Source organism: Metabacillus sp. Hm71 (assembly GCF_051842955.2).
In the GTDB taxonomy this organism is placed as follows: domain Bacteria; phylum Bacillota; class Bacilli; order Bacillales; family Bacillaceae; genus Metabacillus.
Genome location: NZ_CM200278.1, coordinates 983,163 through 996,639 on the forward strand (window position 1 = coordinate 983,163; position 13,477 = coordinate 996,639).

The 13,477-nt window shown below is 37.9% G+C and carries 12 protein-coding genes; 9 read left to right on the top strand and 3 right to left on the bottom strand.

The window, feature by feature from the left end:
• Positions 1-126: 126 nt before the first annotated feature.
• The 3 genes from ACSVDH_RS04925 to ACSVDH_RS04935 are packed head-to-tail and all read left to right on the top strand — an operon-like array spanning position 127 to position 2,911.
• Positions 127-1,134, top strand: a complete 1,008-nt coding sequence (locus ACSVDH_RS04925; protein WP_439248665.1) for an ABC transporter substrate-binding protein — start codon at positions 127-129, stop codon at positions 1,132-1,134.
• 12 nt (positions 1,135-1,146) lie between these two features.
• Positions 1,147-2,142, top strand: a complete 996-nt coding sequence (locus ACSVDH_RS04930; RefSeq protein WP_439248666.1) for an ABC transporter permease — start codon at positions 1,147-1,149, stop codon at positions 2,140-2,142.
• Positions 2,117-2,911: an ABC transporter ATP-binding protein gene (locus tag ACSVDH_RS04935; protein WP_439248667.1), complete on the top strand. Its 795-nt coding sequence runs from the start codon at positions 2,117-2,119 to the stop codon at positions 2,909-2,911. The genes ACSVDH_RS04930 and ACSVDH_RS04935 overlap by 26 nt, the downstream gene beginning before the upstream one ends.
• Positions 2,912-3,153: 242 nt before the next feature.
• Here ACSVDH_RS04935 and nagB read toward each other — a convergent pair whose 3' ends face one another.
• Both nagB and nagA read right to left on the bottom strand, forming a co-directional pair.
• Positions 3,154-3,900 carry a glucosamine-6-phosphate deaminase gene (nagB, locus tag ACSVDH_RS04940; RefSeq protein ID WP_439248668.1) on the bottom strand — a complete coding sequence of 249 codons (747 nt, stop codon included), beginning with the start codon at positions 3,898-3,900 and terminating at the stop codon, positions 3,154-3,156.
• Between the two features lie 30 nt (positions 3,901-3,930).
• Positions 3,931-5,151 carry an N-acetylglucosamine-6-phosphate deacetylase gene (nagA, locus tag ACSVDH_RS04945; protein ID WP_439248669.1) on the bottom strand — a complete coding sequence of 407 codons (1,221 nt, stop codon included), beginning with the start codon at positions 5,149-5,151 and terminating at the stop codon, positions 3,931-3,933.
• Between the two features lie 364 nt (positions 5,152-5,515).
• On the opposite strand from nagA, the gene nagE reads away from it, so the two are divergent.
• The 4 genes from nagE to fucU all read left to right on the top strand — a co-directional run bounded on the left by nagE (position 5,516) and on the right by fucU (position 9,632).
• Positions 5,516-6,961: an N-acetylglucosamine-specific PTS transporter subunit IIBC gene (gene nagE, locus ACSVDH_RS04950; protein ID WP_299095335.1), complete on the top strand. Its 1,446-nt coding sequence runs from the start codon at positions 5,516-5,518 to the stop codon at positions 6,959-6,961.
• 146 nt (positions 6,962-7,107) lie between these two features.
• Positions 7,108-7,833, top strand: a complete 726-nt coding sequence (locus ACSVDH_RS04955) for a GntR family transcriptional regulator (protein ID WP_299095333.1) — start codon at positions 7,108-7,110, stop codon at positions 7,831-7,833.
• Positions 7,834-8,246: 413 nt separating this feature from the next.
• Positions 8,247-9,053 carry an SDR family NAD(P)-dependent oxidoreductase gene (locus ACSVDH_RS04960; protein ID WP_439248670.1) on the top strand — a complete coding sequence of 269 codons (807 nt, stop codon included), beginning with the start codon at positions 8,247-8,249 and terminating at the stop codon, positions 9,051-9,053.
• Positions 9,054-9,194: 141 nt separating this feature from the next.
• Positions 9,195-9,632, top strand: a complete 438-nt coding sequence (fucU, locus tag ACSVDH_RS04965; RefSeq protein WP_439248671.1) for an L-fucose mutarotase — start codon at positions 9,195-9,197, stop codon at positions 9,630-9,632.
• Positions 9,633-9,887: 255 nt separating this feature from the next.
• Here fucU and ACSVDH_RS04970 read toward each other — a convergent pair whose 3' ends face one another.
• The gene (locus ACSVDH_RS04970; RefSeq protein WP_299095327.1) at positions 9,888-10,910 is read right to left on the bottom strand and encodes a LacI family DNA-binding transcriptional regulator; all 1,023 of its coding nucleotides are present in this window, start codon (positions 10,908-10,910) and stop codon (positions 9,888-9,890) included.
• A 276-nt stretch (positions 10,911-11,186) separates the two neighbouring features.
• Between ACSVDH_RS04970 and ACSVDH_RS04975 the strand changes: the two genes are divergently transcribed.
• Entirely contained in the window at positions 11,187-11,918 is a 732-nt protein-coding gene (locus ACSVDH_RS04975; RefSeq protein WP_439248672.1) for an endonuclease/exonuclease/phosphatase family protein, read from the top strand.
• A gap of 558 nt (positions 11,919-12,476) precedes the next feature.
• Positions 12,477-13,448, top strand: coding sequence for an ABC transporter permease (locus ACSVDH_RS04980; RefSeq protein WP_439249136.1), 972 nt, complete (start codon positions 12,477-12,479; stop codon positions 13,446-13,448).
• Positions 13,449-13,477 lie beyond the last annotated feature (29 nt).

Sequence of the window (13,477 nt, forward strand, 5' to 3'; positions counted from 1 at the left end):
ATTTGGAAGAAAAAATGTTATTAAAATATTCGAAAAATATTGAACTATTTCCTTGTTCCTGTATAATTTAATCAACAAAAGCATAAACGCATAACAGTGAAAAACGTTAAAAAGGGGAATGAACATATGAAAAAGGGTTGGAAATTAGGAATGGGTATGATGCTAGCTGGTTTTCTAGCATTATCAGGCTGCGGCAATAATGACAATGCTACAGAGGGTTCTGGTGGTGACTCAGGTTCAGAAGGTGAAAAAACATATAAAATTGGAGTGACCCAAATTGTTGAGCATCAGTCACTTGATTCAGCTTTAGAAGGCTTCCAGGCTGCTTTAGAGGAAAAAGGTTTAAATGTAGAATACGATATTCAAAATGCACAAAACGATCAAAATAACAACCAAACGATCGCCAATAACTTTGCTGGTGATGGAGTAGATTTAATTTTTGCTAACTCAACACCAAGTGCGCAAGGTGCATTAAATGCGACAAAAGAGATTCCGATTGTCTTTACATCTGTTACAGATCCGGTTGGAAGCGGCTTAGTAAAAAGCTTTGAAGAGCCGGGCGCGAATATTACCGGTACAACCGATACACATCCGGATGCGATTCCGAATACAGTTAAATTCATAGACGAGAATATTGATGGAAATAAAGTTGGAATGATTTATAACTCTGGTGAGTCAAACTCTGTTGCACAAATTGATCTCGTTAAGGAGGCAATGAAAGGTACTGATCTAGAGGTTGTCGAAGCATCTGTTTCAACATCTGCAGAAGTAAAGCAAGCAACAGAATCTTTAGTCGGTAAAGTAGATTCATTATATGTTATTACAGATAATACGGTAGTTTCCGCGCTGGAAAGTGTGATTGATGTTGCAAGTGATAAAGATATTCCGTTATTTGTTGGTGAGTTAGACTCAGTTAAACGCGGCGGTTTTGCAGCATATGGCTTTGATTATTACGATATCGGTTTTGAAGCAGGGGAAATGGCAGCAAGTATTTTAACTGGAGAGAAAAAAGTAAGTGAGATCCCAGTACAATATCCACAAAACTTAAAGCTGCAAATTAATGCAAAGGCTGCTAAAGATATGGGAATTGAGATAAAAGAAGAATGGAAAGAAGCAGCAGAAATTCTTGAATAAAGGTGAGAAGCAATGTTTACAGCCCTATTTGGATCAGTAGAGTCAGGCTTAATTTATGCGATCATGGCTCTTGGAGTATACTTATCATTTCGAATATTAGACTTCCCGGATTTAACGGTTGACGGCAGCTTTGTAACAGGTGCAGCGGTCAGCGCCGTCTTGATTGTTAATGGGGTTAATCCTTTTCTGGCCACTTTGGTCGCATTAATTGTCGGCTTTTTGGCAGGCTGTATAACAGGTGTGCTGCATACAAAAGGAAATATTAACCCGCTTTTATCAGGGATCTTAATGATGATTGCTTTGTATTCAATCAATCTAAGAATCATGGGAAGATCAAATGTACCGCTTCTACAAGAAGAAACGGTATTTACACAGCTTTTGGACTGGTGGAATAAGCTTGGTATTGATGCAGCTCTTCAGGAGCTTTTCGTATCGATTGGCTTAGAGAACTTTGTCCCGCAAACATGGTCAGTTGTCGTAACGATGTTAATCCTAATTTTAGTGATAAAATATCTTCTTGATTCCTTCCTGAAGACAGAGCTAGGCTTAGCGATAAGAGCTGTTGGTGACAATCAAAATATGATTACGAGCTTTTCGGCTAATACAGATATGCTGAAAATCGTCGGCTTAGGCTTATCCAATGCCCTTGTTGCTTTTTCAGGTGCATTTATTGCACAGCATGGTGGCTTTAGTGATGTTGGAATGGGGATCGGAATGATCATAATTGGCTTGGCTTCAGTTATTATCGGGGAAGCATTAGTCGGGGTAAAGACGATTATCCGTGCAACATTGGCGGTTATCGTCGGTGCCATTATTTACCGTATTATCGTAGCAATGGCGCTGCGAATCAACTTTTTTGAAACTGGAGATATGAAGCTAATTACAGCGTGTATCGTCATCGGTGCGCTTGTCATACCGCAAATTGTTAATAAGCAAAAGGATAAACGGAAAAAAAGCTTACGCAGAAAGCGGGGTGTAAGCCATGTTGAAACTAAAGCAAATTTTTAAAGTGTTTAATGAAAGCTCCATCGATGAAAAAGTCGCATTGAATCACCTAACATTATCATTAAAAGAAGGCGATTTTGTTACAGTCATCGGAAGTAATGGAGCAGGGAAATCAACACTGCTCAACGTCATTGCCGGGCGGCTGATTCCGGATGATGGTGATGTGCTTATTAAGGAGAAGTCGATGTTGGATGTTCCTGAATATAAACGGTCAAGATCGATCGGCCGGGTATTTCAGGACCCAATGGCCGGTACGTCACCAACATTAACGATTGAAGAAAATCTGGCTATTGCCTATTCGCGGATTCATAAGCGTACATTAAAGCCAGGTGTTACAGCAAAACGGCGCGTGTATTTTAAGGAGCAGCTAGAGCTCTTAGGGTTAGGACTTGAAAACCGCTTATCCGCTAAGGTTGGACTGTTATCTGGCGGTGAGCGCCAAGCTCTTTCACTTCTGATGGCAACCTTCACAAAGCCCGATATTTTACTATTGGATGAACACACTGCAGCACTTGATCCATCACGTGCCGACCTTATTACAAATCTAACGAAGAAGCTTGTTGAAAATGGCAATCTGACAACATTAATGATTACCCATAATATGCAGCAGGCCGTTGATTTAGGAAATCGACTCATTATGATGGACAAAGGAAGCATTGTCTTTGAAGCAGAAGGGAAAGAAAAGCAAGGATTAACCGTTAATTCTTTGTTAGAGGAATTCTCAAAAATAAAATCGGATAGTTCTTTATCAGACAAGGCGCTGCTCATTTAAAGCGAGACTTATCGGATCTTTACTGGCAGTTATCCCAAAATCAGTTGCTAGCTATTCATAAAACTTGAAAGATGATGGTTTTACTGCCCGTTAAGATGGGATAGTAAAAATGCCTGTCCCAGACTTAATCGTTATGGGGCAGGCATTTTTTATACTATCAGTATAAGATTTATGAATGATAGTAAGTATAACAAAGGCTATCGCCATTAGGACTTGGCGATAAGCTTTTGTTTTTCTAATTTTCATTTGAATAAGCTGTTATCCTTTACACCTAACATTGCCTCTTCATCCGCAATAATTGTTGCATTCGGATGCTGTTTTAAAATCGAAGCAGGGAAGCTTTCAGTGACATCCCCAGTTAAAAGCTGAATCATGGCATTTTGTTTAGCTTTTCCCGATACTAAAAGAAGAATTTCCTTGCTTTTAAAAATCGTTTGAATTCCCATCGTGATCGCTTGTGTTGGAACTTCATCGAGACTGTTAAAAAAGCGGGCATTAGCCTCTCTGGTGGATTGTGCCAGGTCAACAACATGTGTTTTCGCTTGAAAGGATGTTCCAGGTTCATTAAACCCGATATGGCCGTTACTGCCAATCCCTAAAATCTGTAAATCGATTCCTAAATGCTGCTCAATTTTATTTTCATATTCTTCACATTCAGCCTGTAAATCCTTATTCATTCCAGATGGAATATGTGTCCGCTCGGGTGAAATATTAATATGTTTAAAAAGATTTTCATACATATAGGAATAATAGCTATTTGGATTATCCTTAGCTAACCCGATATATTCATCTAAATTAAAGCTTGTCACTTCTGCATAAGATGTGCCGTTTTGCTTATGATCCTCTATTAAGTGCTGATAAACCCCCAGCGGTGTCCCGCCTGTAGCTAAACCTAGAGTAAGATTTGGTGTGCTTTTTATTTTTTCGATCATATATTCAGCAGCTCTCTGGCTCATTTCCTGATAATTCTTTACTTCAATTATTTTCATGATGACCTCTCCTTTGTAGTTGAGATATAGTTAATTAATTGCTTGTTCGGATTCTGTTTTAACCTTCAAATTCTTTGAATAAGCAACTTTCCCCTTACATAGTGTCATATAAACATCCATTTGTTCATCTAGAACAACGATGTCTGCATCTTTCCCAACGGAAATGCTTCCTTTGCGGTCAAATACATTTAATTGTTTGGCAGGATTTTCAGAAGCCATCTTGATGGCACTTTGGATATCACATTGTGTAAATTCCTGAATGTTTTTAAAAGCATCCTTCATTTTTAATACACTGCCTGCCAACGTATTTTCATCTAATAATGCACGGCCATCCTTTACTGTTACCATTTGTCCGCCTAAATCATAAACTCCATTTTCAAGCCATTTTGCTCTCATTGAATCGGTGATCAAGATCATTCGCTCGTCTGTTATTTGGTTATAAGCAAGTTTAACAGCCTCGGGTCGGGAATGAATTCCATCTACTATAAGCTCTACCATTAGTTCATCTCTTAAAAATGCAGCACCCACAATACCCGGGTCACGATGATGAAGGCCGGTCATCTGATTAAAGAGATGTGTGACTTGATTAAGCCCGTTTTCAATCGCTTCTATTACCTGATCATATGTTGCATCGGAATGGGCAATCGATGCAATGATGCCATTTTTGTTCAAATATTGAATTACTTCCTTTCCTCCTGGGCACTCAGGAGCAAGTGTTACTTGTTTGATTTGATTTCCAGAAAGCATTTGCCACTTTTTAAACGTTTCTAAATCTGGATTTAAAATATGATGAATTGGTTGAGCGCCTGCTTTGTTTTTATGAATAAAGGGACCTTCTAAATGAATGCCGAGAATTTCTGCGTTACCAGCTGACTGCTGTGAAGTGATATATTCCCCAGCATTTTCCAGTGCCTTTTCTATGGCTGCTGCATCCTCTGTCATCGTGGTCGCTAAAAAGCTGGTTGTACCTTCCTTTGGCAAGGTAGTTGCCATTACATCAAGTGCTTCTTTTGTTCCGTCCATTGTATCAGCACCGTTAGCTCCATGGATATGAATATCGATCATTCCTGGGATCAAACTAAAACCATTAGGAATTGTAATGATGTTGCAATTAGCCAGATCAGTAAGTGCAGTCATTGGGCCCAATTCCGTTATTTTTCCTTCGTCTATTTTCAAATAAGCATTTTCGATTACTTCATTTTCTGTATAAATCGTCCCGTTCTGAAGAATTACTTTATGAAATGAACTCATGGCCACATTCTCCTTTTTCGTTTTCCTTATTTTTAGAATAGCACTTGATTATATAGTTGTCTATACCAGTTTAGTGGAATTTTTGTTGAAAAACTGTGTTTCTTAGTTATTACCTGTATTTGGTTAAGGAAATTGGTATAGACATCTATATAATTAGATGTTACTATAATTGTGTGAAACGCTTCCAGAGTGATGAAGGGAGAGATTAACGACCATCATTTTTTTATGGGTTCAGACATAATCATTCTATAGAAGTTTTACCTGGATCATCATTTTTTACTACGTCTTTGGTAAGAATATTTACTAATTTTGTATTTATTATTTTTCTTGAAAATAGGGTTTTCTGATAGGAGGAAAAGATAACATGATGAAGTACTTACAAAAAATTGGTCGCTCTTTAATGCTGCCAGTAGCCGTTTTGCCAGCTGCTGCGATCTTAATGGGGATCGGTTATTGGATAGACCCAGCGGGCTGGGGAGCAGGTAATCCAATCGCTGCATTTTTAATTAAGGCAGGATCTTCAATTATCGATAACATGTCTATTTTATTTGCCGTAGGGGTAGCGCTCGGCATGTCTAAAAACAAAGACGGTTCCGCGGCTTTGAGCGGGTTGGTTGCCTACTTGGTCGTAACAACCTTGCTTTCAACAGATTCTGTCGCTATGCTTCAAGGGATTGACGCAGAAAATGTAAATCCAGCTTTTGTAAAAATTGAGAATCAGTTTGTTGGAATTCTTTCAGGGATTATAGCATCCATTATGTACAATCGCTTTAGTGAAGTACAATTGCCAGCGGCATTGGCATTCTTTAGTGGAAAACGATTAGTGCCAATTATGTCTGCTGTTTCCATGTTAGTTGCTTCAGTTGTATTGTTCTTTGCATGGCCGGTTATTTTTACAGGTTTAGTATCTTTCGGTACAGCGATTAGTAAATTGGACTTTATCGGTGCAGGATTGTACGGCTTCTTTAACCGATTATTAATTCCTACAGGCTTGCATCATGCTTTAAATTCCGTATTTTGGTTTGATGTCGCTGGTATTAACGATATCGGCAATTTCTGGGCAGGAACTGGAACAAAGGGAATTACAGGAATGTATCAGGCCGGTTTCTTTCCAATCATGATGTTTGGACTTCCTGCAGCAGCTCTAGCGATGTATCATACTGCGAAAACGAAAAGAAAAAAACAAGCGGCATCCCTGTTGCTAGCAGCAGGTTTTGCTTCATTCTTTACAGGGGTTACTGAGCCTTTTGAATTTTCATTTATGTTTTTAGCGCCAGCATTATATGTTGTTCATGCTGCCTTAACGGGGATCTCATTAGCAATCGCTGCGTTCTTCCATTGGACTGCAGGCTTTGGCTTCAGTGCAGGTTTAGTTGACTTTGTCTTAAGCTCTAGACTTCCATTAGCTAATCAGCCATATATGCTGCTTCTTCAAGGTTTAGTATTTGCTGTGATTTACTATGTATTATTCCGCTTCTTAATCACGAAGTTTAACTTAGCTACTCCAGGAAGAGAAGAGGACACAGAAGAAGATACAGCAAGTACAGCAACCACAGGTGATAATAAGTTCGCTGTGATGGCAGAAAAGATTTATGAAGGCTTAGGCGGAGATGAAAATGTAACATCTGTAGATAACTGTGTAACACGTCTGCGTATTGAAGTAAAAGACATGGATGCCGTTGATCAAAATAAAATTAAGTCAACAGGTGTACCTGGCATCAATATTGTCGGACCTCAAAGCATCCAAGTAATTGTAGGGACACAAGTTCAATTTGTAGCAGATGAAATTGAAAAAATCCGTAAAGGCTAAAATATCAAAAATGAAAACTACCTGATGGTTAACCAGGTAGTTTTCTGTTTAACTTTAGAGACGATCATGACGATACTTTTCATAAAGAAGAAAGATGATTATAATGACAATAGTGTGGATTAGTGTAACTGAAAGGAGATTCTTCGGTGATTGACAAAAATTCTCCTCTACCTTTGTATTATCAGTTAGAAGAGCAAATCAAAAAAACGATCGAATCTGAACAATTAAGGCCCGGGGACGCTCTGCCTTCAGAACGCGAGCTTTCCGAAAGCTATCAAATAAGCCGAATGACGGTAAGACAAGCCATTACCAACCTAGTGAATAAAGGCTATCTTTTTAGAGAAAAAGGAAAAGGCACCTTTGTATCAAATCAAAAGTTCGAACAAAACTTACAAGGCCTTACGAGTTTTACAGAGGACATGAAAGCACGTAACTTAGTACCGGGAAATAAATTATTGCATTTTGAAATTTACCCTGCGGATCCTGATATAAAGGAACGTCTTTCATTAGATGATGACGAGCTTATTTATAAAATAAAGCGGCTTCGTCTGGCAAATGAGGAGCCGATCGCCCTTGAAACGAGCTTCTTGCCAGTCAAGCTTGTCCCTGGATTAACCCCGGAAATTTTAGAGAAATCGTTATACACCTATATTGAAAATGAATTGCGATTAAACATCGGGCACGCTACTCAAACGGTTGAAGCTGCTCTTGTTAACGAAGGGGATAGTAAACATTTAAAGATAAAAAAAGGTGTCCCGGTTTTACTGATTCAACGGGAGACGTATTTAGAAAACGGAACGCCGTTGGAGCTTGTAAGATCGTCTTATCGAGCTGATAAATATAAGTTTAAAATTGATATTGAAAGAAAATAAGTGGTGCTGAGACTCGACTCTTGCTTTACCTTGAGTTAGGACTCAGCTATTTTCTTTTGCTCTCACTAGGCCCTTTCCAATCAAAACGAATTGGTGAGTTGACACTAGAAATCAATCATGTTATTTTTATGTTATCGATAACATAAAGGGGATTTCATCATTACACTTTACATCGTTATGCAAAATAAAATTTTGTTAAATTTCCTCTTTAGCAGCAAATGATTTGCCTGTTGATATTTTAGTTATCCTCAGCATTTGCCGCACATCATTACTCTTTTAAAAAAGCTTCCACAGTTTAGTGCAGACATTATCCATATGCCACAGGAATTAACAGCTATAGAAATGAAAGCGATTTCTATAGCGCGGTTTTATCACTTACAGTTAAAAACTTTAATTATCTAGGGGGAATGACAGTGCGATTGCTTAATAAAACAGCGATTATTACAGGCGGTGCAAGTGGAATCGGTGAGGCATCTGCTTCATTATTTGCTTCTGAAGGAGCTAAATTGGTCATTGCTGACATTAGTGAAGAAAACATTGCCCGTGTAGTGACGCATTTACGAGATCAAGGTATCGAAGCTTTCGGGGTGAATTGTAACGTTTCTGAAGAGTCCGATGTAAAGAGGCTAATCTCTTTAGCAGTTGAACAGTATGGCAAAATTGATATTCTGTTTAACAATGCTGGAACGATTTTGCCGAAAAAACTGGAAGATACGACCGGAGAGGAATGGGATCATTTATTTCACGTTAATGTAAAGAGCATGTTTCTCACTGCGAAATACGTCATAGACCACCTTAAATACAATAAAGGAACGATCATTAATATGGCCTCGATGACTGGGGTAGCTGGTCAACAAAACAATCCGGCTTACTCAGCCTCAAAAGGGGCAGTTATCGCTTTAACAAAAGCGCTGGCTATCGATTTGGCGCCGTTTGAAGTAAGGGTAAATGCCATTTGTCCTGCTGGTGTACAAACCCCTTTATTAGAAAGCTGGTTAAAGCAGCAGAAAGACCCGAAAGAGGCCTCTGTTGCCCAAGATCGTTCCCATATGTTGGGACGTACAGCATCGCCTCTAGAGATTGCAAAAGTCGCTCTGTTCCTTGCAAGCGATGATTCATCCTTTATAACAGGAGAGCATATAGTGGTCGACGGAGGAGCAACTCTCGGTTACGGGAAAGGGGCTAAGGCGGAATGGAATTTGATTACAACTTTCACTTAATGAAAACGAAAATTATCGATTATAAGTAATTAGCATCAACCAAATTGGCATTAGCTAATAAAATTCTTTACAAGGAACTTAGGATGTGTTCCATGAACCTGCACACCATCCTATTTCTACATACAGAAAGGATGATCTTCTATGCTAAAAGGGATTCCATCTATATTATCGCCTGACCTTATGAAAATCCTATTAGAAATGGGACACGGTGACGAAATTGTGTTTGCTGACGGAAACTTTCCTTCTGCAAGCTGTGCACAAAGGTTAGTTAGATGTGATGGTCACAAAATTCCGGTGCTGTTACATGCCGTTATGAAATTATTCCCCCTTGATACATATGTGGAAAAGCCGTTGGCATTAATGAAGGTAGTACCGGGCGATTCAATAAAGCCTGTCATCTGGGATGAGTATCGAACAATCATTCAAGAATATAATGGACCATTAAACGATTTTGAGATTCTTGATAGGTTTGCATTTTATGAGCGGGCAAAAAAGGCCTATGCTATCGTTGCGACTAGTGAAAAAGCGCTCTATGCAAACATTATTTTAAAAAAAGGTGTGTTAACGGATTTCGACTAATAGTTTATTAGCCTTATAGTGAATATATCTTGTGATGGCTTCCGCCTGAGAAATAAGAATGACTGAAGGTGGAGATGTTGTAACAAATTGAGATTGAAAAGGCAGGATCCTTAACGAACACCAGAAACAAGAAGCTGTTGTCACCATCGCTAAATAGCAGGTTTTAACCGTGGAATGACACTCTAAATAAAAGGAACATAATCATTTATTACGAAAAACCGGGTGATCCTTATTTAAGGATTCCCGGTTGTTTGTTTAAGAAAGGGTTTTGGTGTCTTTTATATTGATAGAAGATTTTCGAACGATCAATTCTGCTGGAAGGACAATTTTTCGATATTCAGGCGGAGCTTTTTTTTCAATTCTATCAATTAATAACTGGGTCCCAGTAAAGCCAAAATTGTAAGCCGGCTGTGATGCAACGGTTAAGAATGGATAAAGATCCACAGGTCCTAAATCATCAAAACAAACAACTGACATTTCTTCAGGAACATTTACATTATGAAGGTGAAGCGCTTTAATCGTATTAACTGCAATGAAATTATTTGCTGCAAAAATAGCTGTCGGGCGTTCTGTTATCGAAAGGGATAATAATTTTTTAACGTTTTCGTTCGCATTTTCTTGTTTATAATGGCTTTGATAAATTTCATTTGCTTCGAGGCCGTAAATTTTTAAGGTTTCAATATAGGCCTTTTGACGTTCCCGTGCCGTAGAAGTATTCAGCGGCCCGTTAAATAAAGCGATTTTTTCATGTCCTTGATTAATAAGATGTTCTATTAATTTTCTAGTTCCTTCACGGCTGTCTCCATTAACTTCGTCGGATTGAATGTCTTCTATTTTTCGGTCGAGTAAGGTAAATGGGATATTATGTTTGATTAACGTTCGTAAATTTTTTTTCGATTGGTCTCCAGTTGGGGTAATTAATACTCCGTCGACTCCAGATGAGATGAGCATATTAATATAATCAGATTCTTTTTTTAAATTTTCATCCGTATTGCATAAAATGAGCTGGTAACCCATTTGCATAGCTTTATCTTCCGCGCCTCTTGTTACTTTTGTGAAAAATGGGTTCGTTATGTCAGTAATAACTAAAGCGAGAATTTTCGATTTATTTGTTGACAGTTTTCTGGCAGAAGAATTGGGTATATAGCCCATTTCTTTTATGATCTCTTCTACTTTTTTTCTTGTAGTCTCACTAATGTTACCGGATTTATTAATCACTCTTGAAACGGTCATTGGTGAAACATTGGCTTTTTGTGCTATATCGTAAATAGTTACCATCTGAGACTTCCTTCCTCCTGAACAGCATCTATTAACAGTTTACAAAAAAATTGGAATTGACAGCAAGTTTGAAAGCATGTTTTTAGGTTATCGGCAACATAAATATATCAAAAAATAATGAATCCATGGAATATACGTGTGAAATAACGGCTGCTTTTCTTTTGAGCCCCCATATTTTATTGAAGTATTGGTTAAATAATTGAAGATGAATAGAATTTATTTCGGTAAATTATACAGATAAATTTTTTTGACATTTACATAAAGGGGATGCAAAGCATGACAGTTGAAATAGCAAATCAGCCTCAGCTACGGGTTCTAACCTTTAACATTCATCACGGAGAAGGAAATGACGGTATTATTGATTTGAATCGCATAGCTGCTATCATCAATAATGTTAAACCTGACCTTGTAGCGATCCAAGAGGTAGATAAAAATGTAAAAAGAACAGAAAATGTTGATCAGCCCGATTTATTAGGTCAGTTGACTGGGATGAATGTCGCTTTTGGTAAGGCAGTTGATTTTGATGGCGGTGAATATGGTCAGGCATTATTATATCGCTTTCCGCTAGACTCATTCGAAACGATCTCTTTACCTAATCCAGCTAACAATGAACAACGTGTCGCGTTAGTTGGAAAATTTGTTCCTGAAAATGACTTACCACCCTTTACATTTATCGGAACACACCTTGAATTTGAATCGAAGGAGTGCCAGATCGCCCAAGCAGAAAAACTGAAAAATCAATTTGGGACAACAACTCCTTTAATTTTGGCTGGTGATTTAAATGCTACACCTCAATCTGCTGCAATTGATATATTAAGAACAAATTGGGATGATGCCACAGCTAAAATTACGGAACCAACGTGCGAAGAAGATGGGAAAATTGATTATATTATGTATGGAGGACGAAATCAATGGCAAGTCATCAGCACACAAGCATTAAATAATGGTGGAGCATCTGATCACAAACCTGTCCTTGCAGTACTTAGCTGGAGGGGTGAAAAATATTAGCTACAACAAATTGTTCAAATGTGCAGAAAATAATAATTCACTTAATATAGATTGACACATGGTCCGGTTCATGATATTTTAATGTTATCGGTAACATTGAAATATCATATCTCCAATAATGATTTAATTGCAGGTGTCTTCCGCTCGCTTGAGTTTGAATCATCACCTTTTAAGAGAAGTTTTACTTTGATTTAGATTGAAGGTTGAAATTCGACCTAGGTTACAAGATTTGTGAGATGTTCGATGGATTTACGATCTCAAGGCGTGAAAAATATCGACACCTGTAAATGAAGATTTTCCTCTTAAAATATTGATTTACCCTAGTAGTTACAGTTATATCTACTTTACTTCAAGAGTTCCCTCAACGAAGAATTGTCATCAACATCATGTGATAAAATCTGCTATTCGAAAGTAAACCCTTCAGAAGAAATAATTAAACTGTTTAGAGAAATACTGACTGTTTTTATCAAGTTAAAACCACAGATTTACTTAGTCTGTTGTTATTTGTAAGCGCTTAAAAAACAAACACGCAAAGGGAGGGAGTAAACATTGGAAATTGTGAAAACTTCTAAAAAAACTGAATTTCCTGCCAATGTTACGAGCAAGAAAAAGACGAAAACGAACAATTCTGCATGGAAGAAAATAAAAAGTTCGTGGCAGCTATATGTAATTTTTCTTCTGCCACTCGCTTACATTATTATTTTCCAATATATTCCGATGTACGGAATTACGATCGCATTTAAAGATTTTAATCCTGCGGAAGGAATATTAGGAAGTCCGTGGGTTGGATTTAAACATATCGAGGCTTTCTTTCATTCTTACGAATTTTGGAGAGTCATAAAAAATACAATAGGACTCAGCCTTTATCAGCTTATCATTGGCTTTCCGTTTCCAATTTTACTGGCGCTTAGTTTAAATTATGTGAATAAGAAATATTTCAAGAAGACGGTTCAAATGATATCTTATGCCCCGCATTTTATATCGGTCGTTGTTATGGTCGGTATCATTCTAGTGTTTCTAGAGCCTACAGGACCAATTAATCAACTATTGCACCTTTTTGGTAAAGAACCTATTCAGTTTATGGGGAATCCAGATTATTTTAAATCGATTTACGTCTGGTCAGGTATTTGGCAAAATATTGGCTTCGGCTGCATTATTTATTTAGCTGCTTTATCAAGTGTAAACCCGACGTTGCACGAAGCTGCTATTGTAGACGGTGCGACGAAGCTTCAAAGGATACGGCATATCGATATTCCAGGAATTATGCCGATTATGATTATCCTGCTTATTTTGGATATGGGAAATGTATTAAGCATTGGATTTGAAAAGGCATTACTTTTGCAAAACCCTTTGAATTTACGGACTTCCGAAGTTATTGATACATATGTATATAAAGTGGGTCTCGTCTCGGCGATACCGAATTATTCTTTTGCAGCCGCCGTTGGGTTGTTTAAATCGATTATCGGTTTTATTTTGATCATTACGGTAAATAAACTAGCGAAAAAAATAGGACAAGAGTCCTTGTGGTAATCAGAGTAGAAAGGGGTGTCCGCATTGGA

Bases quoted from the DNA above. Each gene is read 5' to 3' on its own strand.
- ACSVDH_RS04925 (WP_439248665.1), top strand. From the start codon at position 127: ATGAAAAAGGGTTGGAAATTAGGAATGGGTATGATGCTAGCTGGTTTT.
- ACSVDH_RS04930 (WP_439248666.1), top strand. From the start codon at position 1,147: ATGTTTACAGCCCTATTTGGATCAGTAGAGTCAGGCTTAATTTATGCG.
- ACSVDH_RS04935 (WP_439248667.1), top strand. From the start codon at position 2,117: ATGTTGAAACTAAAGCAAATTTTTAAAGTGTTTAATGAAAGCTCCATC.
- nagB (WP_439248668.1), bottom strand. From the start codon at position 3,900: ATGAAAATAATTGAAGTAAAGAATTATCAGGAAATGAGCCAGAGAGCT.
- nagA (WP_439248669.1), bottom strand. From the start codon at position 5,151: ATGAGTTCATTTCATAAAGTAATTCTTCAGAACGGGACGATTTATACA.
- nagE (WP_299095335.1), top strand. From the start codon at position 5,516: ATGATGAAGTACTTACAAAAAATTGGTCGCTCTTTAATGCTGCCAGTA.
- fucU (WP_439248671.1), top strand. From the start codon at position 9,195: ATGCTAAAAGGGATTCCATCTATATTATCGCCTGACCTTATGAAAATC.
- ACSVDH_RS04970 (WP_299095327.1), bottom strand. From the start codon at position 10,910: ATGGTAACTATTTACGATATAGCACAAAAAGCCAATGTTTCACCAATG.
- ACSVDH_RS04975 (WP_439248672.1), top strand. From the start codon at position 11,187: ATGACAGTTGAAATAGCAAATCAGCCTCAGCTACGGGTTCTAACCTTT.